Source organism: Pseudarthrobacter phenanthrenivorans Sphe3, from assembly GCF_000189535.1.
Lineage (GTDB): Bacteria > Actinomycetota > Actinomycetes > Actinomycetales > Micrococcaceae > Arthrobacter > Arthrobacter phenanthrenivorans.
In genome coordinates this window covers 3,923,593-3,945,383 of record NC_015145.1, presented here as the reverse complement: position 1 = coordinate 3,945,383, position 21,791 = coordinate 3,923,593, and the positions used below count along the sequence as shown (strand labels likewise).

At 64.7% G+C, this 21,791-nt stretch carries 20 protein-coding genes, 1 pseudogene and 1 riboswitch; of the genes and pseudogenes, 8 read left to right on the top strand and 13 right to left on the bottom strand.

Going from position 1 to position 21,791, the window contains the following annotated elements; translation table 11 throughout:
- Nucleotides 1-2 precede the first annotated feature (2 nt).
- Complete coding sequence (locus ASPHE3_RS18315; RefSeq protein WP_013602688.1) at nucleotides 3-854, bottom strand: glycoside hydrolase family 25 domain-containing protein; 852 nt, start codon at nucleotides 852-854, stop codon at nucleotides 3-5.
- A 177-nt stretch (nucleotides 855-1,031) separates the two neighbouring features.
- Between ASPHE3_RS18315 and ASPHE3_RS18310 the strand changes: the two genes are divergently transcribed.
- Nucleotides 1,032-2,555 (top strand): UDP-N-acetylglucosamine 1-carboxyvinyltransferase, encoded by a 1,524-nt coding sequence (locus ASPHE3_RS18310; protein WP_013602687.1) that lies wholly within the window; start codon nucleotides 1,032-1,034, stop codon nucleotides 2,553-2,555.
- Nucleotides 2,556-2,622: 67 nt separating this feature from the next.
- Nucleotides 2,623-3,852 (top strand): glutamate--cysteine ligase 2, encoded by a 1,230-nt coding sequence (locus tag ASPHE3_RS18305; RefSeq protein ID WP_013602686.1) that lies wholly within the window; start codon nucleotides 2,623-2,625, stop codon nucleotides 3,850-3,852.
- Nucleotides 3,853-3,900: 48 nt separating this feature from the next.
- On the opposite strand, the pseudogene ASPHE3_RS18300 reads toward ASPHE3_RS18305, so the two are convergent.
- Nucleotides 3,901-5,500, bottom strand: a pseudogene (locus tag ASPHE3_RS18300) (DUF222 domain-containing protein).
- Nucleotides 5,501-5,618: 118 nt separating this feature from the next.
- Between ASPHE3_RS18300 and ASPHE3_RS21620 the strand changes: the two are divergent.
- Nucleotides 5,619-5,918, top strand: coding sequence for a DUF1905 domain-containing protein (locus ASPHE3_RS21620; RefSeq protein ID WP_081459875.1), 300 nt, complete (start codon nucleotides 5,619-5,621; stop codon nucleotides 5,916-5,918).
- A 4-nt stretch (nucleotides 5,919-5,922) separates the two neighbouring features.
- Here the strand turns inward: ASPHE3_RS21620 and ASPHE3_RS18295 are convergent, their stop codons facing one another.
- The 4 genes from ASPHE3_RS18295 to ASPHE3_RS18280 all read right to left on the bottom strand — a co-directional run bounded on the left by ASPHE3_RS18295 (nucleotide 5,923) and on the right by ASPHE3_RS18280 (nucleotide 8,419).
- Nucleotides 5,923-7,131 (bottom strand): O-succinylhomoserine sulfhydrylase, encoded by a 1,209-nt coding sequence (locus ASPHE3_RS18295; protein WP_013602683.1) that lies wholly within the window; start codon nucleotides 7,129-7,131, stop codon nucleotides 5,923-5,925.
- A complete protein-coding gene (locus tag ASPHE3_RS18290) occupies nucleotides 7,132-7,542 on the bottom strand; it encodes a rhodanese-like domain-containing protein (RefSeq protein ID WP_013602682.1) in 411 nt (136 codons plus the stop codon).
- The gene (locus ASPHE3_RS18285) at nucleotides 7,539-7,817 is read right to left on the bottom strand and encodes a DUF1737 domain-containing protein (RefSeq protein WP_013602681.1); all 279 of its coding nucleotides are present in this window, start codon (nucleotides 7,815-7,817) and stop codon (nucleotides 7,539-7,541) included. The genes ASPHE3_RS18290 and ASPHE3_RS18285 overlap by 4 nt, the downstream gene beginning before the upstream one ends.
- A 13-nt stretch (nucleotides 7,818-7,830) precedes the next feature.
- Nucleotides 7,831-7,945: riboswitch (SAM riboswitch) on the bottom strand.
- Between the two features lie 219 nt (nucleotides 7,946-8,164).
- Nucleotides 8,165-8,419, bottom strand: coding sequence for a hypothetical protein (locus ASPHE3_RS18280; protein ID WP_013602680.1), 255 nt, complete (start codon nucleotides 8,417-8,419; stop codon nucleotides 8,165-8,167).
- 224 nt (nucleotides 8,420-8,643) lie between these two features.
- Between ASPHE3_RS18280 and ASPHE3_RS18275 the strand changes: the two genes are divergently transcribed.
- A complete protein-coding gene (locus ASPHE3_RS18275; RefSeq protein ID WP_013602679.1) occupies nucleotides 8,644-9,351 on the top strand; it encodes a TetR/AcrR family transcriptional regulator C-terminal domain-containing protein in 708 nt (235 codons plus the stop codon).
- A gap of 18 nt (nucleotides 9,352-9,369) precedes the next feature.
- On the opposite strand, the gene ASPHE3_RS18270 is transcribed toward ASPHE3_RS18275, so the two are convergent.
- Nucleotides 9,370-9,834 (bottom strand): pyridoxamine 5'-phosphate oxidase family protein, encoded by a 465-nt coding sequence (locus tag ASPHE3_RS18270; protein WP_041652360.1) that lies wholly within the window; start codon nucleotides 9,832-9,834, stop codon nucleotides 9,370-9,372.
- A 68-nt stretch (nucleotides 9,835-9,902) separates the two neighbouring features.
- Complete coding sequence (locus ASPHE3_RS18265) at nucleotides 9,903-10,832, bottom strand: aminodeoxychorismate lyase (RefSeq protein ID WP_013602677.1); 930 nt, start codon at nucleotides 10,830-10,832, stop codon at nucleotides 9,903-9,905.
- A gap of 131 nt (nucleotides 10,833-10,963) precedes the next feature.
- Here ASPHE3_RS18265 and cls point away from each other — a divergent pair, with 131 nt between their 5' ends.
- On the top strand, nucleotides 10,964-12,403 hold the full coding sequence (cls, locus tag ASPHE3_RS18260) for a cardiolipin synthase (protein ID WP_013602676.1): 1,440 nt from the start codon (nucleotides 10,964-10,966) through the stop codon (nucleotides 12,401-12,403).
- Nucleotides 12,404-12,430: 27 nt separating this feature from the next.
- Here cls and ASPHE3_RS18255 read toward each other — a convergent pair whose 3' ends face one another.
- From ASPHE3_RS18255 to ASPHE3_RS18240, 4 genes are all read right to left on the bottom strand, one after another.
- Nucleotides 12,431-13,705: a multidrug effflux MFS transporter gene (locus tag ASPHE3_RS18255; protein WP_013602675.1), complete on the bottom strand. Its 1,275-nt coding sequence runs from the start codon at nucleotides 13,703-13,705 to the stop codon at nucleotides 12,431-12,433.
- Nucleotides 13,706-13,765: 60 nt separating this feature from the next.
- Complete coding sequence (locus ASPHE3_RS18250; RefSeq protein ID WP_013602674.1) at nucleotides 13,766-13,993, bottom strand: hypothetical protein; 228 nt, start codon at nucleotides 13,991-13,993, stop codon at nucleotides 13,766-13,768.
- Between the two features lie 86 nt (nucleotides 13,994-14,079).
- The gene (locus ASPHE3_RS18245) at nucleotides 14,080-16,443 is read right to left on the bottom strand and encodes a beta-xylosidase/alpha-l-arabinosidase (RefSeq protein ID WP_013602673.1); all 2,364 of its coding nucleotides are present in this window, start codon (nucleotides 16,441-16,443) and stop codon (nucleotides 14,080-14,082) included.
- A gap of 2 nt (nucleotides 16,444-16,445) precedes the next feature.
- A complete protein-coding gene (locus ASPHE3_RS18240; RefSeq protein WP_013602672.1) occupies nucleotides 16,446-16,988 on the bottom strand; it encodes a carbohydrate ABC transporter permease in 543 nt (180 codons plus the stop codon).
- Nucleotides 16,989-17,122: 134 nt separating this feature from the next.
- Between ASPHE3_RS18240 and ASPHE3_RS18235 the strand changes: the two genes are divergently transcribed.
- Nucleotides 17,123-18,151, top strand: a complete 1,029-nt coding sequence (locus ASPHE3_RS18235; protein ID WP_013602671.1) for a LacI family DNA-binding transcriptional regulator — start codon at nucleotides 17,123-17,125, stop codon at nucleotides 18,149-18,151.
- A gap of 26 nt (nucleotides 18,152-18,177) precedes the next feature.
- Nucleotides 18,178-19,089 carry an aldose-1-epimerase gene (locus ASPHE3_RS18230; RefSeq protein WP_013602670.1) on the top strand — a complete coding sequence of 304 codons (912 nt, stop codon included), beginning with the start codon at nucleotides 18,178-18,180 and terminating at the stop codon, nucleotides 19,087-19,089.
- A gap of 119 nt (nucleotides 19,090-19,208) precedes the next feature.
- Here ASPHE3_RS18230 and ASPHE3_RS18225 read toward each other — a convergent pair whose 3' ends face one another.
- Entirely contained in the window at nucleotides 19,209-20,375 is a 1,167-nt protein-coding gene (locus tag ASPHE3_RS18225; RefSeq protein WP_013602669.1) for an endo-1,4-beta-xylanase, read from the bottom strand.
- Nucleotides 20,376-20,560: 185 nt separating this feature from the next.
- Between ASPHE3_RS18225 and ASPHE3_RS18220 the strand changes: the two genes are divergently transcribed.
- Nucleotides 20,561-21,589 carry a LacI family DNA-binding transcriptional regulator gene (locus tag ASPHE3_RS18220; protein ID WP_013602668.1) on the top strand — a complete coding sequence of 343 codons (1,029 nt, stop codon included), beginning with the start codon at nucleotides 20,561-20,563 and terminating at the stop codon, nucleotides 21,587-21,589.
- The last annotated feature ends 202 nt before the right edge of the window (nucleotides 21,590-21,791 follow it).

The following is a 21,791-nucleotide window of genomic DNA, read 5'->3' as shown; positions in this document are numbered from 1 at the left end:
CCTCACCGGCAGGAGTAATTGTAGTCAAACCCGTTCGATACGAACTGGGTCAGTGCCACGGTGCCGCCGCCGGTAAGGGGCGGCTCTGAGCAGGCCCTGGCCGCTCCTGCGGCGTTCAGCGATCCGGCCAGCCAGCTCGGCAGGTTGTAGAGGTTGCTCGAACTGCTGACTGGTCCCACGATCCGGTCCCACTGCTGGCCGGTGGAGTAGATCCCCACCTGCGCGCCGATGCTGTGGAAGAAGTCCGTCATGCCTTCCAGGACGGTCCGGTTGGCATCCTTGTTTGTGCCCGACCAGGTGTTCTCGGTTTCCACGTCCAGCCACCAGAAATAGCCGGCAGGGTTGCTGACACCGCGGCGGGTGGCGTTGTCGTACGCCTTGGCGTAGCCGTACATGTAGGCGCACGCGGTCCCATAGTCCCCGGCCTTGCAGGTGCCGTAGGGATTGTGGATGGTCCGGCCAGCAGGGTACTCATTGCTTTCCGGCCACCAGGAGCCGGCGGCGCCGGGGTTTGCCGTGTTGACGTACAGGGAGACCGTGGGCTGCTCGGGGTGGCCAGCCGAATCCTCGGCCCACGTAAGCTGCTCCGTGAGGCAGGGGTTGGTGTTGTTGGCCAGGCCGTTGTTGACGCCCACAACACCGAAGGCCTGGCCCGTGGGAAGCTCCCCATTGCACTGCGGCCAGGAGACATCGTTGCCCAGAAGGGATTGCTTTCCTTCGCCCGGCGACGGCGCCGCGAAGGCAGGCGAACCTCCGAGGAGCAGCAGTGCCGCAGCAAGCAGGCCCGCGAGCGCCAGGAAGATGCGCCGGTGGCGGGCGGGTGCCGTGAGGTGGGAGGGAGGTGTCCGGCGCATGCTGCCTCCGTTGCGGCTGGACGACGAGGTGCTGATCCAGTCTCTCGCCTCCCCCTCCACCGGTCAAGGAGTCGAAAGACCCGTTTCTATCGCATGTAGTGGGTAGCCACCCTTGCCTACGGCACGTCACCGCCTGATTTTCCTAGCATTTACATCATTTATGATATAAATTGGATTATGACGCAGGAAACCACTGAGCACGTAGCCGCCATGTTGAGGGACGCCCGGGGCGAAAAGGGTTGGACCCAGGGCCAGCTGGCCGCGGAGCTGGGAACAAGCCAGAGCGCCGTCGCCCGGATGGAGCAGGGGAAGCAGAACCTGAGCCTGAAGATGATCCAGCGCCTCGAAGCGATCTTCGGCCGGAGCATCGTGAACGTAGGCAAGCCGCAGATGACCCATCTGCGCGTTGAGGGCGGACGCACCCTTTCCGGTACTGTGGATGTCAACAGCAGCAAGAACGCCGGCGTGGCATTGCTGTGCGCCAGCCTGATCAACCGGGGAACCACCATCCTTCGCCGCCTGGCACGGATAGAAGAGGTGAACCGGATTGTTGAGGTGCTCTCCTCCATTGGAGTGGACTGCACCTGGCTCAACGACACCGACCTGCAGCTGCGGCGCCCGGCCGTACTCAACCTGGAGGCCATGGACGTGGATGCTGCCCGCCGCACCCGCAGCGTCATCATGCTCCTGGGACCCCTGCTTGATGAGTCGGCCAAGTACCGGCTTCCCTACGCGGGCGGCTGCGACCTTGGCACCCGCACCGTGGAGCCGCACATGCAGGCGCTGCGCCAGTTCGGGCTCTCGGTGGAGGCGACAGCCGGGTTCTATACCGTCCAGGCGCCTTCCGCAGATACCCGGGACCGCTCGTTCGTCCTGACCGAACGGGGCGATACCGTTACGGAGAACGCCATCATGGCAGCGGCCCACCGTGAAGGCACAACTGTCATCCGCAATGCCAGCCCCAACTACATGGTGCAGGACCTCTGCTTCTACCTGCAGATGCTCGGAGTGGCCATCGAGGGAGTGGGCACCACTACCTTGAAGATCACCGGCCGCCAGTCAATTGATGCAGACATCGAGTACTTCCCGTCTGAGGACCCTATCGAGGCCATGAGCCTGATCACCGCCGGCATTGTCACGAACTCGGAAGTGACCATCCGTCGCGTTCCCATCGAGTTCATGGAAATCGAACTGGCCACCCTGGGCCAGATGGGCCAGGAACTGGAAATCTCCGGTGAATACATGGCCCGCAACGGCCGCACCCGCCTGGTGGACGTCACCACCAAACCCTCGGAACTGCGCGCTCCAGAGGACAAGATCCATCCGATGCCCTTCCCCGGGCTCAACATCGACAACCTGCCGTTCTTCGCCGTCATCGCAGCGAAGGCGCACGGACAGACCATGATCCACGACTGGGTGTACGAGAACCGCGCCATCTACCTGACGGAGCTGAACCGGCTGGGGGCGCAGGTTCAGCTCCTGGATCCGCACCGGATCTATGTCAACGGCCCCACCAAATGGCGTGCCGCCGAGGTGGGCTGCCCGCCGGCACTTCGTCCGGCTGCGTGCCTGCTGCTGGCAATGCTGGCTGCAAGGGGCGTGTCCGAGCTAAGGAACATCTACGTCATCGAGCGCGGCTACGAGGATCTGGCGGAGCGCCTGAACACCATCGGCGCGAAGGTGGAGTACTTCCAGGACTGAGCATTCACGGTTCGTCATGAAGGGCGGCGGCTCCCCATAAATCTCCGCACTGGCGCAAAATGTCAGTATGCGAACATTCGGCGTGGAGGAAGAGCTCCTGATCGTTGATCCGGAGAGCGGGGAGCCGCTTGCCCTTGCTGATGCGTTGCTGTCCAGCCGGCACCTGGCGGCCGATGACGCACCGGACGACCCACGGCTCCTGGAAACGGAAGACAAAACCGTTTACGACGACGACGAGATGGGGCTGAGTGCCGAGCTCAAGCTGGAGCAGATCGAGACGCAGACGAGGCCCTGCCTGGAGTACGGTGAACTGCTGGACCAGATCCGTGCCGGGCGGGCGCTCGCGGACAGGGCGGCCGCCAAGAACAATGCACGGGTAGCCGCGCTGGCCACCTCGCCGCTGGGCCTGTCCAGCCACACCACCCCGGATCCCCGCTACGCACGAATGCTCGAGCGCTTTGGCTTGACTGCCCAGGAGCAGCTGACCTGCGGCTTCCATGTGCACACGTACATTGAGTCGCCCGACGAAGGCGTGGCGGTCCTGGACCGGATCCGTGACAAGCTCGCGGTCCTTACTGCGATGAGTGCCAATTCACCCTTCTGGAATGGCACCCAGACGGGCTTTGAGAGTTACCGCACCCAAGCGTGGAACCGGTGGCCGACGGCCGGTCCTGCGGGCATCTACGGCACGTATTCGGCATACCGCCGCGTGGTTACCCGCCTCCTGGACAGCGGCGTCATGCTGGATGAGGGCATGCTGTATTTTGACGCCCGGCTGTCCCGCAACCATCCCACAGTGGAGGTCCGGGTTGCCGATGTCTGTCTTCGCGCTGAGGACGCCGCGCTTCTTGCCGTCCTGGTGCGAGCCCTGGTGGAAACCGCCAGCCGGGAGTGGCAGGACGGCATTGATCCCGCACCCGTGCCCACGGTCCTTCTGCGCATGGCATCCTGGCAGGCGAGCAGTGCCGGCCTCAGCGGGGACCTGCTGGATTTCGGCACCTTCCGGCCGGCGAGGGCCACTGATGTTGTGCGATCCCTGGTGGACTATCTCGCTCCGGTACTCCAGGAACAAGGCGAGCTTTCCCTTGCCCGGCAAGGGGTGGAGGACATGATTGCGCGCGGCACTGGGGCAGCCGAACAACGCAGGGTCCGGGACCAAGTGCTGGCAGAGTCACAACCTGAAGATTTCGGTTTCGGCGCAGTGGTCAAGCACGCCGTGAACATCACCATGCGGGGCTCACTGGATCTTTCCAAGGTGGACGAGGTTCCGGAATTGTTGCGGGTCCGGCAGTCCTAGCCGATACGGAAAGCTGGCGGACACGGAAAGCTAACCGATACGGGAAAGCTAAGGGACGGAGAGGGATTCGTCCAGCCAAAGGTGCCACTCAGGGAACGGGTCCGGGGGCAGAACCGGGGCAACGGCATAGAAGTCGTCCCATACGGGGTCGTCAGGCGGAAAGGCATCCGCATCATCCAGGCAGTTCCCTGAGCCACGAGAGATTTCGCAACACCCCCGCCCACGACAGATTTCCTTGGGCCATTGGGGTGGTTCCCAGTCGTGGTGTTCGGCTTTGTAGTGCCGTCCGGTGGGGGGAGGTCCAGCCGGGTGGTTCGGTTTTGGTGGCGGGGGTGGGTTTCCAAGCGCTGTTGTGCTTGAGGTGGTGGTGTTTGGGACAGAGTTGGGCGAGGTTGCTGATTCCGGTGCTTCCGCCGTGGTGCCAAGCGGTGAGGTGGTCGTCCTCGTTGTCCAGGGAGGTGTTTTGGCAGCCGGGGAAGGTGCATTTTCCGTCCCGGAGGTGGAGGGCCTTTTTCATGGCTGTGGTGAGGCGGTAGCTGGTGCGTCCGATTTCCAGGGGTGCGCCGTTCCGGGGGTCCACGAGGACGCGGTAGAACGAGGTTGCCCCGCTGGCGACGAGTTTGCGTGCCATGGACGCCGGGATCGGGCCATGGCCGTCCAGCAGGGCGGGTTCGTCGGTGGCTCCGAGCAGGGCGAAGACCGGGACGGTGACGAGTACGTCTGCCTTGGGTGTCGGGACCGTGCCGATGGCCGCCTTCACGGTGTTCCCTTCGGCGTTCCCTTCGGCGGTGTCCGCGTTCCGGGTGTAGCCCGCGGGGGCGGCGAGCAGGAGGCTGGCGGCGACGTCGGACCTGCGTTGGGCGAGGGTTCGTGGTTCGTGGGGGCCTTGGAGGCCGCGGGCCAGGGCGGTGGTGCGGTTCCAGATGGCGTTGGCGGTGTCGCCGGGGAGGTAGAGCGAGAGCCAGGCCATGCCGTCGCGGTCCCTGGTGTATTCCAAGCGCCGGTCTGCGGCGCATTTGGCATGGCGTTGTTCGAGGGATTCGGGATGGTGGCGTTCGCGCCAGGCCCGGACCTTGCTTCGGAAGCGGGAGGGGACGAGTTTACCCGGTGCGGCGCCGCGGGCGGGGTTGGGTGCCTGGGGGTCGAAGAAGTGCGCCACCAGGGCGGCGGCGCCGGCGGGGCCCAGGCCGTCGGTTTCGTCGACGATGATTTTGGCATGCTGCCAGGAGATGATCCCCGCGGACAGGGCGTCCAGTGCCAGGGGGACGGCGCAAAGCTGACGGGACTGGGTGACGAGTGCCCCGGCCGCGCTGGAGCTTATGGTGAGGACGCCGGCGATTTCCTCAACCGCGGACATCTCGGCGTAGGTCCGTTCGTGCACGGGCGCCTCGGGCGGGATCATGGCGTGCTGGATGCCGACGGCTTCGGCGGCGTCCCGGGCTTTGACCGCGGCGATTTGCGCTTCGAGTTCCTTTGCCACCGCCATGCGCTCCAGGCGGAGCTCATACCGGCGCTCAAGCACATTAATCCCGGCGCCCGGACCAGAGCCGGTTTCCAGGGCGGCATCTTCGAGAAACAGGGCATCCAGGCGGGCAGTGGAGGCCTGAATGCCCTCCATTGCTCTTGCAGTCCCCGTGCCGTTTCCCATGGAAACATCCTCTACCGGGGGTCTGACATTTTGAGGGCGGCTGGCCTGCCTCCTGGGGAACCTCCAAGACTTCTTTGGCAGCTTTATTCGAAGGTCGCGATCGTGCCATACTCAGCGCGTGACGGCGTCGTATTCCTTTAAAGCGGAGCTGTGGCTCTATCCAGGGGAAGCCGGTTGGCATTTCGTGACCCTGCCTGCGGATATCGCTGACGATATCCGTGCTCAAACTGCCGGTGCCAGCAAGGCTTTTGGGTCAGTAAGGGTTACTGCGGAGATCGCAGGCCATTCCTGGCAGACCTCATTATTTCCGGACAGCCAGAAAGGCTCGTATCTCCTGCCCGTCAAGAAGTCCGTCAGGAACAAAGCCGGGATCGATGCAGGTGACGTGGTAGGGGTGGCGCTCCGCACGGAAGCATGACCAGCTAGATCTGCTTGAGCGCCTGCTCCAGGTCTCCGATCAGGTCGTCCACGTCCTCCAGCCCCACGGACAGGCGCACCACGCCGTCGCTCAACCCGATCGCAGCCCTCCCCTCCGGACCCATCGCCCTGTGCGTGGTGGTGGCCGGGTGGGTGATGAGGGACTTCGCGTCGCCGAGGTTATTGGAGATGTCGATGATCTTCAGGGCGTCCAGCAGCGCAAAGGCGGCTTCCTTGCCGGAACGCCCGCCGGAAGGCGCCAGCTCGAGGGTGAGGACGGTCCCGCCGGCGCTCATCTGTTTGGCGGCGAGCTCATACTGCGGATGTGACTTCAGGAGCGGGTACTTCACCCAGCTCACGGCAGGCTGCTGCTCCAGCCACTCGGCGAGACGAAGGGCTGTGGCGGAAGAGTGGTTGACGCGCAGGGCCATCGTTTCCAGGCCCTTGGTGAGCACCCAGGCGTTGAAGGCGGACAGGGCGGGCCCGGTATGGCGCATGAGCTGCTTCACGGGGCCGTCGATGAACTCCTTGGTGCCCAGGATGGCGCCGCCGAGCACCCGGCCCTGGCCGTCAATGTGCTTGGTTCCGGAGTACACAATCACGTCCGCGCCGAACTGGCCGCAGCGCTGCAGCAGGGGAGTGGCAAAGACGTTGTCGACGACGACTGTCGCCCCCGCCGCATGGGCCAGTTCACTGACGGCGGCGATGTCCACGATCTCCTGCATGGGGTTGGACGGCGACTCGAAGAAGACGGCAGTGGTGGGCTGGGAGAGCGCTGCGCGCCACTGCTCCAGGTCCGGTCCGTCCACAAATACGGTCTCCACGCCCCAGCGCGGCAGGATCTCGTTCAGGATCACGAAGCAGGAACCGAACAACGAGCGGGCAGCCACAACGCGGTCACCGGCCGCCAGCAAGGCACCCAAGGCGGTGAAAACGGCGGACATGCCGGACGCCGTCGCAAAGCACGCCTCCGTGCCTTCCAAAAGCCGGAGCCGCTCCTGGAATGTGGCTACGGAAGGGTTGCCGTAGCGGGAGTAGACAAAGCGCTCGTCCTCGCCAGTAAAGGCTCGTTCGGCGGCTGCAGCGGATTCGTACACGAACCCGGAGTTCAGGAAGACAGCCTCGCTGGTCTCCTGGAAGTTGGTGCGGTCCAATCCGCCGCGGACGGCCTGGGTGTCGGGGCTCCAGCCGGCGGCGTCTTCGTTGAAGGTCACTTAGTTCTTTCCCAGGTTGGTGGGCAGGCCGCGGTTCTTCCAGCCGTTGACGGTACGTTCGCCGTAGCGGTCCGGCTCGCCTTCGAAGCCCTCCAGGACGTTGTAGGAGGTGAATCCCGCCTGGGTGGCGGCAATTGCCGCGGCAATGGAACGCTGGCCGGAACGGCACAGGAACACCAGCTCGGTTGACCGGTCCTCCGGCGCCTGCTGCGTGAGGTCGTTGATGAAGTCCGGGTTCTGGATGCCGCCCGGGAAGGACCACTGGATGAAGAGGGGATCGTTGTCCGTGGCTTTGGTATCGGGGATGCCGATGTGCGCCCATTCGCCTTCGGTGCGAACGTCCACCAGCACAGCACCCTGCTGGAGCTTCTCCCAGGCCTCCTGCGGGGTCAGGTCTCCGGCGTAGCTCATGCGTGGCCCTCGCCGTCGAACTCGAGGTCGTCGCCTGCAGCTTCAAGGTCATCCACGGCGTCGGCCACTGCGGCGTCGGCGGAAGCGATGGCTGCGGGCAGGACCACGGCCTGGGCGACGATGACGCTGGTGCCGTTGAAGGTTGCCGCCGGGCTGCCGTGGAGCACATAGCCTTCCGTCAGGGCGTTGGAGATCCGTTCGCAGAATTCACGGTTGTCCGGTCCGCTGATCAAGCGGTAGGACAGTTTCTCTTCAGGGGCAGGTGCGTCAGACACGACGGATCTCCTTCTCTCACGCTTGCAACTCGAATCGGTCGATATGCCGAGTATTCACCTGAGGCACCCCGCCGCGGAAGGAGGGTTGCCGACCGGCCAGTCAGGGCTTGGCGCCGGTACTCATTACTCCGCAAAAACGTAACACTTGCCGCCGTGAGCCGCACCGCCGCCGTCGTCATGTTGCGTAACTGAACCGTGCAAGGCGCCGCGGGTAGGCTCAGCACCTCCCGTGAAGGTACGACGGCGGATCCGCCGGCAAGAAGGACGGCCAGCCCGCAAACAGAAAAGGCGCGGACCGCCTGTCGTGAGGCTGCGGTCCGCGCCGGAATTCCTTGCGGGAAGGGCTCCTAGACGAGCCCGGGGTAGCTGGCCATGATGTAATCGGCAGCGGCCGGGCCTTTCATGCGGAGCCCATTGTGGCCGGGGGCAACCCGGTGGTTCATTGCTGACCAGAAAGTTGACTCAGGGCGCGGCTTTTGCTGGTTGATGAAACACCAGCTCGTGTACAGGCCGTACAGCCGGTCGCTGTCGAGCGTGGATTCCGAGGCCTGGTCGACGTAGGTGGCTTCTTTGAGGAAAAGATCAAACTGCGAATGTGCCATGACGGCTTCCCTTCGCTAAGTGCGGTGGTGCCGCCGTTCGGCTACAGCAGCCAACCTCAATGCCGTGCACAGGGCAATGGGGGTTGTGGATGAAGCCCGCTATGACCACGGACTATGGGACGTGTCAATGCCGCATCTACACTGTAGACTTTACCCGTAGACTACACATCAGGCAAGCGTTTGGATTAACCCCTGCGGACTTGCTGCTAGCCAGGATGGAAACCATGGCCTCCCCCAAACCGACCAAGGCCGGTTACAGGCGAAAAGCCCCGCTGACCAGGGACCTCGTGCTCGCAAAGGCGCTTGAGGTGCTTGACAATGAGGGGCTGGATGCACTGACCATGCGCCGTCTAGGCCAGGAGTTGGACCGCGATCCGATGAGCCTTTACCGGTACGCGGAGAATCGGGCGGCGCTGCTCGACGGAGTCACGGAACTGGTGCTCAACAAACTCTCCATCCAGCCCGAGGACCCGGACTGGAAGGCCCAATTGCGCCACATAGCGCACAGTCTGCGAACGCTGGCGCTGGAGCATCCCAACGTCGTACCACTGCTGGTGACCAGGCCACTGTCCACGCCGCTGGGCCTGCGCCCGCTCGGAACGCTGCGCCCCTTGGAGCAGATCCTGTCCCTGCTGGTGGGGGCAGGGTTCAGCCCCGCGGGCGCCCTCCACGTCTACCGCGCCTACTACGGATTCCTCTACGGGCACATCCTCAACGAACTGCAGGAATTCGTGGTGGACCCGGAGGAAAACGAAGTACTGCTGCGGCTTGGGCTGCACCGTCTTCCGGCCAAGGAGTTTCCCAGGCTCCGTGCCCTGGCCCCGGCCTTGGCCGAGTACGACGGTTCCGCCGAACTCGACCAGGGGCTTGCCATCCTGCTGTCCGGCCTGGAGGCGCAGCTTTCACGCGAGGTGGCAGTCTCAGGGCGTTAGTAGAGGCCGCAGCCGCTGCTACTCGAAGGATGCCCGGCGCTTATCCTGCGCCCGGGTGCTCCAGATATCGGGCCGGTTCACCTTGAAGCGGCGGCCCGTGAGAACCTGGGCTGAGAGCCTGATGTAGTTCGCCTTTTCCCCCGGCTGCCACGGCTCCAGCCCCAGGCTGTCCACCGCGTCCTTGTCCTCCTGGTCTTCCATCACCTCTGTGTTTCCGCGCACCACTACGCTCCAGGCCTCTTCGGTATGGGGATCGTACCCATCGATCTCCATCGCCGCCGGCCGCTCCGAGAGCGCACTCCAGAGCTTGGTGACGCCGGCGGTGCGGAAGGCGATGCTGCGGCGGTGCACCACGTAATTGACGGGGAAGATTTCAGGATGGCCATCAACCACCAGGGCGAGGCGCCCCACCGCGTCGTTTTCCAGGAGTTCCCAGCATTCGTCAAAGGTCAGGTGGTCTTTCGGCTGCGTCTGCGAGTCCATGAACCACACCTTACGGGCACTGTCCCGCAGGAGCCTAGGGTGCAAAGGACCTGGATCCGGGTGCGTCCTTACTGTATGCCCGCCAACAGCTCGTTCAGTTCCGCGGTGAGCTCTTTCTGGACGGACGCGGTACCCACTTCCTTGCCGTCGATCCGGTTCACCGGCGCCAGCAGGCGGACACTGGAAATCAGCCATACGGCGTCGGCATCCAGCAGGTCCTGCGGCTCCAGCGGGCCGTAGCCAAGTTCCCAACCCGCCGCCTTGGCAGCAGCGAACAGCGCGCCCTGGGAGGTTCCGGGCAGGATGCCGCTGTCCAGTTGCGGTGTGATGAGGCGCTTAACGGAAGTGCCGTCGTCGGACGTCCCTGCGTGGGCCATCAGGACAGTGGAAGTGGGCCCTTCCAGGACGCGGCCGTCGGTTGAGATGAAAATGACGTCGTCAGCGCCCTGTTTCTGGGCGTGGCGCAACGCCGCCATGTTCACGGCGTAGGACAGCGTCTTGGCGCCCAGCAGCAGCCAGGGGGCGCGCTCGGCTGCGCCGCTGTCATAGCCGCGGTCCAGGAGGATGACGTCGATGCCGGCCTCACGCTGGCGCCGGGCGCCGGCCCCGACCGGTGATGCTTGGACCCAGGCGGTGGGTGCGGACGCACCCTCGACACCGCGGGTCACCACCAGCTTGACCACCAGTTCGTCCGCCGCGGCCGAGGCGGGCGGGTGCTGCGAACGGTGCTGGGCGACAGCATGGGTGATGGCGCGCCGCCACTCCTGCTCACTTGGGATCACCAGGTCGAGCGCGGCTGCGGAGCCGGCCAGGCGGTCCAGGTGCGCCTGGAGCTTCCGGACCGTGCCGCCCACCGCCAGCATGGTCTCGAAGATGCCGTCCCCGCGGGTGGCGCCCTGGTCGGTGACCAGGAGCTGGGGCTTGGAAGCGTCGGCCAGCCTGCCGTCCGGGAAATCAGGATCGAGGAAAACGAGAACCACGGAAGCCGGAGAAGTCATGGCTCCAGCTTAGTGCCGCACCGCACGGATAAGCTGGGCGGAGTGCCTGGCTGGAAACGGTCCGCCGGGAGCCCATCCTCCGGGGGTTTATTTCATTGTTGTGGCCATTTTCGCTTGCCGGCACCGCGCCAATGTGGGTGGTGGTAGTGCTGGGCATCGCCGACCTGGTTATCCGCGTCCTGGCGCTGGGGATCATTCCGGGAAACAGGCGCCCCACCACGGCAATGGCATGGCTGCTGGGCATCTTCTTCGTCCCGTTCGTGGGGATCATCCTGTTCCTGCTGTTCGGCAACTTCAGGCTCTCCAGCCGGCGCCGGGAACAGCAGCAGCAGGTCAACGAACGGGTGCGCGCGGGGATCTCCTCGCTGGCCGAGGTAGAAAGCGACTACCCGGGACCCGAATGGGTGAAGTCCGCGGCGGAATTGAACCGGCGGCTGGGATCGGTGCCCATGGTGGACGGAAACACCGTGGACCTGATCCCCGGCTATCCGGACTCCATCCTGGAAATGACCAAGGCCGTGCGGAAGGCCGAGAAGTTCGTCAACGCCGAGTTCTACATCATGAGCACGGACCACATCACCGATGAGCTTCTCACCGCCTTGGAGGAAGCCGCCGAGCGCGGGGTTGAAGTGCGGGTGCTCTTCGACCACATCGGCACCCTCCGGGTTAAGGGATACCGGAAACTGCTGAAACGGCTGCGCGCGGGCAAGATCCAGTGGAAGCGCATGCTTCCGCTCCTGCCCATCCACGGCCAGTGGCGCCGGCCGGACCTGCGGAACCACCGCAAGATCATGGTGATCGACGGCGAAATCGCCTTCACCGGCTCGCAGAACCTGATCGAACCCTCCTACAACAATCCCCGCCACCGCAAGGCCGGCAGGGAATGGGTGGAGCTGATGGCCCGCCTCCAGGGGCCGATCGTCACAACCCTGAACGTCGTCTTCGCCACCGACTGGCTGAGCGAAACGGACGAGTCCCTGGAACACCAGCTGCAGCTGCCCTCGAACCTGCATCCGGGGAAGGTTACGGCGCAGGTTGTTCCCAGCGGGCCGGGGTTCATTACCGAGAACAACCTGCGGCTCTTCAACACGCTCATCTACTCGGCCCAGCACCGGATCTCGATCTGCAGCCCCTATTTCGTGCCGGACGATTCGCTGCTCTACGCCATCACCACCGCTGCCCAGCGAGGGGTGGACGTGGAACTGTTCGTATCGGAGAAGGGGGACCAGTTCCTGGTGCACCATGCCCAGCAGTCCTACTATGAGGCGCTGCTGAGGGCCGGGGTCCGAATCTACCTTTACAAGGCGCCGTTCGTGCTCCATGCCAAGCACTTCACCATTGACGACGAGGTTGCCGTCCTTGGCTCTAGCAACATGGACATGCGCTCCTTTTCGTTGAACCTGGAGGTGTCGGTCATGCTGCTCGGTGAGGACATTGTCACCAAGATGCGGGCGGTGGAGGACACATACCGGGATATCTCGCACGAGCTGCAACTGGTGGACTGGCTCAACCGGCCGCTCGCTGCACGATACGTGGACAACGTGGCCAGGTTGACGGCCACGGTCCAGTAGTCGAGTCCAAAGGGCTCCTCCGGCCGGTTATCCGTCGGCAGCAACCCGCTCATCATCACCACGGGCTGTATGCTCCGGCCAGCCGCCCCGACGGTAGGCAGGCGTCCCGAGCGCCAGGACCAGCACTGTGAGAACACAGCTGCCGATCATGACACCTACCATCGAGAGGGCGTTTCCGCCGAGCAACCCCACAAGCGGGCTCACCAGGCCGGCCACGCCGGACTGCAGGGCACCAATTACGGCTGCAGCGGTACCGGCCATATGCCCGTAGTTATGCAGGGCAAGGACAGAGGCGTTGGCCGGGATCATTCCCTGCGCGCCCAGGACGAGCCAGAGCCCTGCCATCAGCCCCCATACGCCCCCGGTGCCTGTGGCCACCGCCGCCAACAGGAGCAGGGCAAGGACCAGTTGGACAAGGACGGCGGTGCGCAGAAGGCGGACCGGTGGAAACTTACGAACCAGGGTTGCGTTGAGCTGCGCCGAAAGGACCAGGGCGGCACCGTTAAGTGCGAAGGCGAGGGCGAACTGCTGCTCGGTGAAGCCGTATTCGTCCTGGAAGACGAAGGGGGAGCCAACCACGTAGCTCATGATCAGGGCCAGTCCGAGGCCGGGGATAACGGCCAGCGCCATGAAGTGCTTGTCCCGAAGCAGTGACCAGTAGGCGCCGGCAACATACCGCGGACGGCCCGGGCTGCGGCTGCCCTCCGGCAGCGTTTCGGGCATGAACTTCCAGACGATGGCCACCAGGACGACGCCGATGAGTGCCAGGACATAGAAGACGGCACGCCACTGCCAGGCTCCCGCCACGGCTTGGCCGACGGTGGGGGCAAAGAGGGGAGCGACGCCGATCACCAGCATCAGGCGCGACAGCAGGCGGGCCGCTGTGGAGCCGGTGAAGCGGTCGCGGATGACGGCGATGGCCACCACGGCCGCCGCGGCGTTGAAGAAGCCCTGAAGGACACGCAGCAGGGTGAGCGTTTCGATGGTGGCCGTGATGGAGCAGAGCAGTGAGATCACAACGTGCAGCGAGATGCCGATGAGCAGCGGCAGGCGCCTGCCGAACCGGTCTGAGAACGGGCCGATGACCAGCTGGCCTATGCCGCCGCCGAGGAGGGTTCCGGACAAAGTCAGCTGGGCTGCGGCCTGGGTGGTTTCAAGATCCTGCACCACCGCCGGCAGTGAGGGCAGGTACATGTCGGTGGTGACGGCCGGAAGAGCGGCCAGGGCGCCCAGCATCAGGATGTACTTGATGCTGCTGCGGGGTGCTTGGGGGCTGGAGGTTGTGGGGTGGGTGTCCGTCACGCGGCAATACCTAACTGTGTGGAAGCACTGGGGATGGGGCCCGCCGCGTGGCTTGAGCGGTCACCGGACGGAGTCCGGGTGGTTCACGGATTCCCAGGTCTGCCCGTAGGGAACCTGGTCACTGAGTTCAAGGGTGAAATGGCCGGCACCGCGCTTTGTCACGAGGATACCCCTGGTGGGGTTTTCCCTGGCAAGGTCACGGAGTTGCTGGACCGAGGCGTTGAGCTTTTCGTCCGCCTCGGAACGGGTGGTGGCCGAAATCGTCAGGAAGTGCGGGTTCGTGGCCATGTCAATGTCCTTTCGCTCGTCTGTCGGTTGAGTGCGGCAAAGCCTGAAGGCCGGGTGGGGGCCGGAAGGGCGCCCCGGCCGGTCCGTCAGCTGGCCGGGGTGACCTTGACGCCGCAGTGGAGCCGGCGGGTGTGGTCGACGGGGCGTGTTTCCCCGGTGAGGCTGACCGTTGCTGTCAGCCGGATGTCTCCGCTGGACGCGCCGAAGCCGAGTTCAAGGTCGCCCGGTTCGACGATCCGGTGGCCGTCCCGCCCGGTGAAGGAGGTGACGTCGGCCGGTACCGTGAAGGCAACCCGGGCGGATTCGCCGGGCTCGAGGGGAACACGGGCATATCCCACGAGCCGCTGTTCGGGCCGGACAACCGATGCCACGGGGTCGTGCAGATAGAGCTGGACCAGTTCCGTTCCTGCCCTGTCGCCGGTGTTCGTGACCGTGATGCCTGCCGTGGCTTCGCCGTCCACGGGAATGGCGGCGGGCCCGTCCAACGTCAGTTCGCCCCACTCGAAGGTGGTGTAGCTGAGGCCGTGGCCGAACGGGTAGGCGGCGGCGGGATCGATGTTGGAGACGCTGCTGGCCTTGGCCAGGCGCGACGCGAGGTAGGTGGAGGGCTGCGCCCCGGGGCGGGCGGGGATGCTGACGGGCAAACGTCCGCTGGGGTTCACCCGGCCGCTGAGGATTCCGGCAACTGCGGGGCCGCCTTCCTCACCTGGGAAGAACGCCTGCACAATCGCTGCCGCGTCCTCGACGGCGGAGCCCACCGCGTAGGGCCGGCCCGTGAGGAGGACCAGCACCACCGGTTTGCCGGTTCCGATCAGCAGGTCCAGCAGCTGCTGCTGGACCCCCGGCAGCACCAGGGATTCCGCGTCGCAACCTTCGCCGCTGGTGCCCCTGCCGAAGAGGCCGGCGCGGTCGCCCAGCACCGCGACGACGACATCCGAATCGGTGGCGGCAGCAACGGCGTCGTCAAATCCTTCTGTGGAAGTGCCGTCAACCGAGCACCCGGCGGTGACGGAGATGGCGCTGTCCGGGAATTCGGCCCGAAGGGCCTGCGCCACGGTGGGCAGTTCGATGCCGACCGGAACTTCCGGGTGCTGTCCGCCCACGTGGGCCGGGAAGGAGTAGCAGCCCAGGAACGCCTGCGTGTTGTCAGCGTTGGGTCCGACGACGGCGATACGGCCTGGGGTGCGCAGCGGCAGGACGCCGTCGTTGCTGGCAAGGACGATTGACTGCTCGGCGATCCGGGCGGCAAGTGCACGGTTGGCATCGCTGTCCAGCGTGATGCTGCCCTCCAAGCTTGCCGCGTCCTCCAGGTTGGCGTTCCGCAGGGCCGGCGGAACCGCTGACCAGGCCTCGTCCAGCAGGCCCAGTTCAATCTTTTGCACCAGGACCCGGTGCAGGGCGCGGTCCACCAACCTGACGGGGAGGCGGCCGGCTTCAATTTCGGCGATGAGGTGCTCACCGAAGGCGTGCACTGTTGGGAGCTCGACGTCCACGCCCGCGGCCAAGGCGGCAGCTGCGGCTTCACCCAGGGAGCCGGCGACCCCATGCAGGTTCTTCAGGAATGCAATGCCGAAGTAATCCGCCACCACCGTGCCGGTGAAACCCCAGGTGTCACGAAGGAGCCCGGTGAGGAGGGATGCATCGGCAGCGGTGGGAACGCCGTCCAAGTCCGTGTAGGCATGCATGACTGAGCGGACGCCGGATTCGCGGACAGCCATCTCGAAGGGTGGAAGCAAGACGTCGGCCAGTTCCCGCGTCCCCACGGAGACCGGTGCCAGGTTCCGGCCGGCCTTGGACGCCGAATAGCCCACAAAGTGCTTCAGTGTGGCGATGATGCCACTGCTTTCCAGCCCTTGGATGTAGGCGGTGGCCAGCGTTCCAATCAGGTACGGATCCTCACCGATGGTTTCCTCCACCCGGCCCCAGCGGGCGTCGCGGACAACATCGAGGACAGGGGCAAGGCCCTGGTGCACCCCGACGGAACGCATGTCGGTGCCGATCGCCGCACCCATGGTGCGTACGAGCTCCGGGTTGAAGGTGGCCCCCCAGGCGAGCGGCACCGGATAGGAGGTGGCCTGCCAGGCGGCGAAGCCTGCCAGGCATTCTTCATGGACCAAGGCGGGGATGCCGAACCGGTTGGCTGCGGTGATGCGCTGCTGGGTCCGCTGGAGCGACAGGGCGCCGAGCGCCGGATCCACGGGCGCCGTGCCGAACGGCCTGGTGAGCTGGCCGAGGCCGTTCGGAAGGACCTCGTCCAGGTCGACCGGAGGGTTCATTTCATTCTGGTGCGGGGCGACTTCGCCTCCCTCAGTGGAGGCGCCGACCCAGATGCCGAAGAGCTGTGCTGTCTTCTCCCGCAGGGTCATGGCGGCAATGAGGCTGTCGGCACGTTTTTGTGGGGTGGCAGTCGCATCGCGCCACGGAGTGGAGTGGGTGGTGGTTTCGGTCATTTTTACTTTCCGCCAGCGCCCATGAGGCCCTGGACAAGCGCGCGGCGCGCGAAGAGGTAGACGAGGAGCACCGGCACCATGGACAGGGTCACAGCGGCCAGGAGGCCGGGGATGTTGATGCCGAACTGGGTCTGGAAGTTGAACAGGCCAAGCGTGACCACCCGGGTGGATTCGGACTGCGTCAGGATCAGCGGGAAAAGGAAGCCGTTCCAGGCCTGGAGTGCCGAGAAAACCGCGATGGTGGACAAGCCGCCTTTGGACAGGGGCAGTACCAGGCGCAGGAAGGAACGCGCGGGTGTTGCACCGTCCATGGCCATCGCCTCATAGAGCTCCGGGGTAATGTCCCGCATGGTTCCACTGAGGATGATGGTGCAGATCGGCAAGGCAAACGCGGCGGTGGGGAGGATGACACCCAGCAGGTTGTGTATTTCATTTTCAGGCCGGCTGGCTGCGCCGTTCCCTCCTGAGTATCCGGCCATGGTCAGGCCGAGGGCCAAAGCCGCACCGCCTGCAAGGCTGCAGGTCACCCATCCATGCTTGTTCATCCTTGAACGCCTCTCGAAAGTTTCGATACAAGGACCGAAAGTTGCTTTACGGATCACAGTCTAGGTGTGCCGTGGGCCACGCGCAAAACTGCCCATAGGTTTGCGTTACATATCTCGAAACTCTCGCTAACATGATGGCCATGACCAGCTCTATTTCCCCTTCTGACGCGCGCGTAACCCTGGCCCAACTGGCCGAGGAAGCGGGTGTCTCCCTCTCCACCATCTCGAAGGTCCTCAATGGGCGGTCAGATGTTTCGCGAAAAACTCGAGCGAAAGTTGAGGAGCTTTTGGAGGAGCACGGCTACAAAAGAAGGAATGCGTCCTCGAAATCGGCGCTCCTGGAACTCGTTTTCCCCGAACTTGAAAGCGCATGGGCGCTGGAGATCATCCGCGGCGTCGAAAATGTCGCCAAGGCCAACGGCCTGAGCGTCGTGCTGACGGAAAGCGGCACCCGCAAGGCCCCGGATGCCAGCTGGGTGGAAGGTGTCATGGCGCGGCGCCCTGCCGGTGTCGTCCTCGTATTTTCCGACCTGCCGCTTGAGCACCGGCAGCAACTTGAGTCGCGTTCCATTCCCTTCGCCATTATCGACCCTGCCGGCGACCCGGCCCCCGACGTTCCGTCAGTTGGCTCGGCCAACTGGGCGGGGGGAATGATGGCAACCCGGCACCTAATTGAACTGGGACACCGGCGCATTGCCGCCATCTCGGGGCCGGAAGACATGATGTGCTCGCTGGCGCGGATCGACGGCTACAGCTCCGCCCTGAATGCTGCGGGCATTCCCCTGGACCGCTCGCTCATCAGGTACGGCGACTTCCAGGTTGACGGAGGCCGTGCGCACGCACTGGAACTGCTGCAGATGAAGGACCGCCCCAGTGCTATCTTCGCGGGCAGCGACCTGCAAGCACTCGGGGTGCTCGACGCCGCCCGCCAGCTGGGACTGTCTGTCCCGGAGCAACTGTCCATCGTGGGCTACGACGACCTCCAGGTGGCACGGTGGTCCAGCCCCGCGCTGACCACCGTTCACCAGCCCTTGATTGAAATGGCCGAAGAGGCTGCCCGGATGGTCCTGCGCCTGCGGGAAGGTGAACGGCCCAAGAACCTGCGCCTGGACCTCGCAACATCACTCGTTGTCCGGCAGAGCACGGCACGCCCAGCCAGCTGATTTGCCCGCCTCCCGAAAGGAACCCCATGCCACCGATCATCAGCGCCAACGGCGATCTCATCACCCTCGAGGCGGGAGACTACACCGCAACAGTCGCCACTGTCGGCGCGGGCCTCCTGGGCCTGTCGTTCCAAGGGCAGGACCTGGTGCTGCCCTTCCCGGCGGATGAAGTGCCGCCTGCCTATTCCGGCAAGACCCTCATGCCGTGGCCGAACCGTGTAAGCGGGGGTGCCTACACTTTCCGGGGGCAGCGCTACGAACTGCCGGTAAATGAGGCAGCCAGTGGCAGTGCGCTGCATGGGCTTGCGCTGTGGAGTGAATGGCGGACAGAACAGCGGTCGCAGGCGGAAGTCACCCTGACCCAGCTGCTGCACGGTGAGCCGGGCTATCCCTTTCAGCTGGCGCTGACTGCCTCGTTCAGGCTGGACGCGCAGTCCGGGCTGCAGGTGGAGCTCTCTGCTGCCAATTGCGGAACTGCGGCTGCACCCTACGGTGCTGGCTCCCACCCCTACATCACTGTGGGGGGAGACGATATCTCCGAATGTGAGTTGACCTTCCAGGCCGGCAAGGTGCTCCTCACGGATGAGAGGCTCCGGCCCAGCAGGCTTATGGATGCACCGGGCACGGAATTTGATTTCTCGCACGCCCGCAGGATCGGGGAGCAGTCCCTGGACCACGCCTTCACCGCCCTTCCCGTCGGGGAGTGGGACGTGACCCTGCGGAACCCTGCCCGCAGGCTCTCGGCAGTGGTGCAGTCCACCGGAGTCACTTCGCCGTGGCTGCAGCTCTACTCAGGAGAATTGCGCGGCCGCAAGGGACTGGCCGTGGAACCGATGAGTTGCCCACCGGATGCGTTCAATTCCGGCCAGGACCTGGTGGTTCTCGAGCCCGGGGAGTCACATTCCCTTGGGTACAGGATCCACGCCCTGGTGGGCTAGGACCGCCGGGACCTGTTATGGGCCACCACCTGGCAGGTCGAGCAAAAAGCGGCCCGGAATTGTAGGGTTCCGGGCCGCTTTTTGTCAGCATTGCTGCAGGATTACTGCCTTGGCAGAGACTACCGCTGGTAGGCCGGGTGGTGGCTGTAGCGCTGTTCTCCGCCCGGGGTTGCCGCAGCCAGGGTGGACTGCAGGGCGTAGTAGGAAGGCTTCCGGGTGTAGTCCTCCCACATCACCGTTGCCTCACCCTCTCCGCCGAAGAAGACAGGCACCCACGAGTACTTGTCGTTGAAGCCCCAGATGGTGAAGGACTTGCATCCCTCAATGTTCAGGCATGCGTCCAGTGCCCGCTGGTAGTAGCTCGCCTGCTTGGCCAGCTGCTCGTCCGTGGGCTTGGTGCCGGCGGGAACGTCCATGCGGACGTCGATCTCAGTGACGGCCGTTTCCAGGCCAAGGTCCTCGAAGCGCTGGAGGTTTGCCTGCAGGTCCGCGGGGAAACCGTAGCGGGTGCTCAGGTGGCCCTGGACGGCGAAGCCATCGACCTTCACGCCCTGTGCCAGGAGCTTCGAAATGAGGTTGACGTAAGCCGTGCTCTTGCGGTTGATGCTTTCCACGCCGTAGTCGTTGAAGAAGAGCTTGGCGTTCGGATCGGCTTCGTGGGTCCAGCGGAAGGCGTCGGCGATGATCTCCGGCCCCAGCTCGCGGATCCAGATGTTGTCGGTGGTGCGGAGGGTGCCGTCACCGTTGAAGATTTCATTGGCAACATCCCACTGCTGGACTTTGCCCGCGTACCGTCCCGCCACGGTGGTGATGTGGTCCTTCAGGATCGAGCGGAGTTCGTCCTTGCTGAAGTTGCCCTGCTCCAGCCAGGCGGGGTTCTGGCTGTGCCAGAACAGTGTGTGGCCGCGGACCACCTGCCCATTTTGCTGGGCGAATTCCACGATCGCGTCCATCTCTGCAAAGCGGTACTGGTCCCGGGCGGGGTGGATGAACTCCCACTTCGCCTGGTTCTCAGGTGACACGGAGCTGAATTCCGCTGCGAGCACTTCGCGGTACTGGGCGTCCGATGTGAAGGGGTTGGCGTAAGGCATGGTTTCGTGATGTCCGCCGCCGGCAACTGCCGTGCCGATCCGGACATCGTTGGGGGCGGCCCAGCGCAGGGTGTCCTGCTTGGCGAGGCCGGGGGGCTGCGGCTTGTCCTCCGGGCCTGCCATCGCAGGCAATGCCGTTGGGAGGACAAAGGTCGACGCCAGCGCAGCGGCGGCGACTAGTTTGGCAACCTTCATGAAGAGCTCTCCTTTGAGGTACTGAGTAGATCGGCGGCTAGGCCGAGAAGCAGTTCCGGAAGTTTCCGGAAGTTGCGCGCTTGTAGGTTATGAAGATTTCGGAGAGTACGTCAAGGGTTTTGACAAAACTCAGCTCTGGCCGTGCCCCTGGAAGGCCTATACTTGCAGCGGACCAGGAGGAATGCGTGCAGGAGAGTCACCGCCCGGCAGTCACAATTTCGGCGATCGCAGCTGAGGCGGGTGTATCCGTGCCCACTGTTTCCCGCGTACTTAACGGCCGCGGCGATGTTGCCCCCCGAACCCGGGAGCGCGTGGAAGCGCTTCTCCGCGATTACGGTTACCAGCGGCGCGGAGTGCGGCCCGAGGCGCGGTCGGGCCTGATTGACCTTGTCTTCAACGACCTTGACAGCCCATGGGCCGTGGAAATCATCCGAGGTGTTGAGGAGGCTGCCAACGAGGCAGGCGCCTCCACCGTGGTATCCGCCATCCACCGCCACACCAGCCCCGCATCCACCAGGAAGTGGCTGGACAACGTCAGTGCCAGGGCGAGCGACGGGGCCATCCTGGTTACCACGGACCTTGATTCGTTCCTGCGTGCGGAACTTCAGCGCCTGCATGTGCCTGCGGTGGTGGTGGATCCTGCGGGCGTGCCGGACCTGGATGTCCCAACCATAGGCGCCACGAACTGGACGGGAGCGGTGGGTGCCACGGAGCATCTGACTGCTGCGGGGCATCGGCGCATCGGGTTTGTTGCCGGCGCGCCCGGCCTGTGGTGCAGCAGGGCGAGGCTGGACGGGTACAGGGCAGGCTTGGACGCGGCAGGTATTGCCTTCGATCCCGAACTGGTGATGGAGGGGGACTTCGACTACCAGTCCGGGTTCCGCGCCGGCTGCACGCTCCTTGAACTGCCGGAGCCGCCATCTGCAGTCTTCGCCGCAAGTGACCAGATGGCCTTGGGCGTGTACGAGGCGGTACGGCAGAAGGGCCTGCGGGTGCCCGAGGATCTCAGTGTGGTGGGATTCGACGATCTTCCTGAAGCCCGGTGGGCATCGCCTCCCCTCACCACAGTCCGGCAGCCGCTTGCGGAGATGGGCAAGCTCGCTGCCCGCACCATCCTCCGGATGCTCCAGGGCGAGGGGCCGGAGAGCTCGCGGGTGGAACTCGCCACCCGGCTGGTGGTGCGGGAGAGTACGGCTGCGCCCGGCAGCCGCTGACCACGAAAAGGTTGCTCCGAAACCGCGGGACAGTTCACGCGTCTGCACCGTCTTTTTCCCAACAGAACTCTTGACGGCGCTCGCGGGGAAAGCCTACGCTGACGGTGTTCCGGAAATTACCGGAAGTTTCCATGACTCCCGCGGGACTCCTGCCTTGCGCCTTCCTTCGCCGCCACCCAAGACGCCACTTGCCGTGTCCCGG

Coding starts and splice junctions, on each gene's coding strand:
- ASPHE3_RS18315 (WP_013602688.1), bottom strand. CDS start 854: ATGCGCCGGACACCTCCCTCCCACCTCACGGCACCCGCCCGCCACCGG.
- ASPHE3_RS18310 (WP_013602687.1), top strand. CDS start 1,032: ATGACGCAGGAAACCACTGAGCACGTAGCCGCCATGTTGAGGGACGCC.
- ASPHE3_RS18305 (WP_013602686.1), top strand. CDS start 2,623: ATGCGAACATTCGGCGTGGAGGAAGAGCTCCTGATCGTTGATCCGGAG.
- ASPHE3_RS18290 (WP_013602682.1), bottom strand. CDS start 7,542: ATGAGCTACGCCGGAGACCTGACCCCGCAGGAGGCCTGGGAGAAGCTC.
- ASPHE3_RS18280 (WP_013602680.1), bottom strand. CDS start 8,419: ATGGCACATTCGCAGTTTGATCTTTTCCTCAAAGAAGCCACCTACGTC.
- ASPHE3_RS18275 (WP_013602679.1), top strand. CDS start 8,644: ATGGCCTCCCCCAAACCGACCAAGGCCGGTTACAGGCGAAAAGCCCCG.
- ASPHE3_RS18270 (WP_041652360.1), bottom strand. CDS start 9,834: ATGGACTCGCAGACGCAGCCGAAAGACCACCTGACCTTTGACGAATGC.
- ASPHE3_RS18265 (WP_013602677.1), bottom strand. CDS start 10,832: ATGACTTCTCCGGCTTCCGTGGTTCTCGTTTTCCTCGATCCTGATTTC.
- cls (WP_013602676.1), top strand. CDS start 10,964: ATGTGGGTGGTGGTAGTGCTGGGCATCGCCGACCTGGTTATCCGCGTC.
- ASPHE3_RS18250 (WP_013602674.1), bottom strand. CDS start 13,993: ATGGCCACGAACCCGCACTTCCTGACGATTTCGGCCACCACCCGTTCC.
- ASPHE3_RS18245 (WP_013602673.1), bottom strand. CDS start 16,443: ATGACCGAAACCACCACCCACTCCACTCCGTGGCGCGATGCGACTGCC.
- ASPHE3_RS18240 (WP_013602672.1), bottom strand. CDS start 16,988: ATGAACAAGCATGGATGGGTGACCTGCAGCCTTGCAGGCGGTGCGGCT.
- ASPHE3_RS18235 (WP_013602671.1), top strand. CDS start 17,123: ATGGCCATGACCAGCTCTATTTCCCCTTCTGACGCGCGCGTAACCCTG.
- ASPHE3_RS18230 (WP_013602670.1), top strand. CDS start 18,178: ATGCCACCGATCATCAGCGCCAACGGCGATCTCATCACCCTCGAGGCG.
- ASPHE3_RS18225 (WP_013602669.1), bottom strand. CDS start 20,375: ATGAAGGTTGCCAAACTAGTCGCCGCCGCTGCGCTGGCGTCGACCTTT.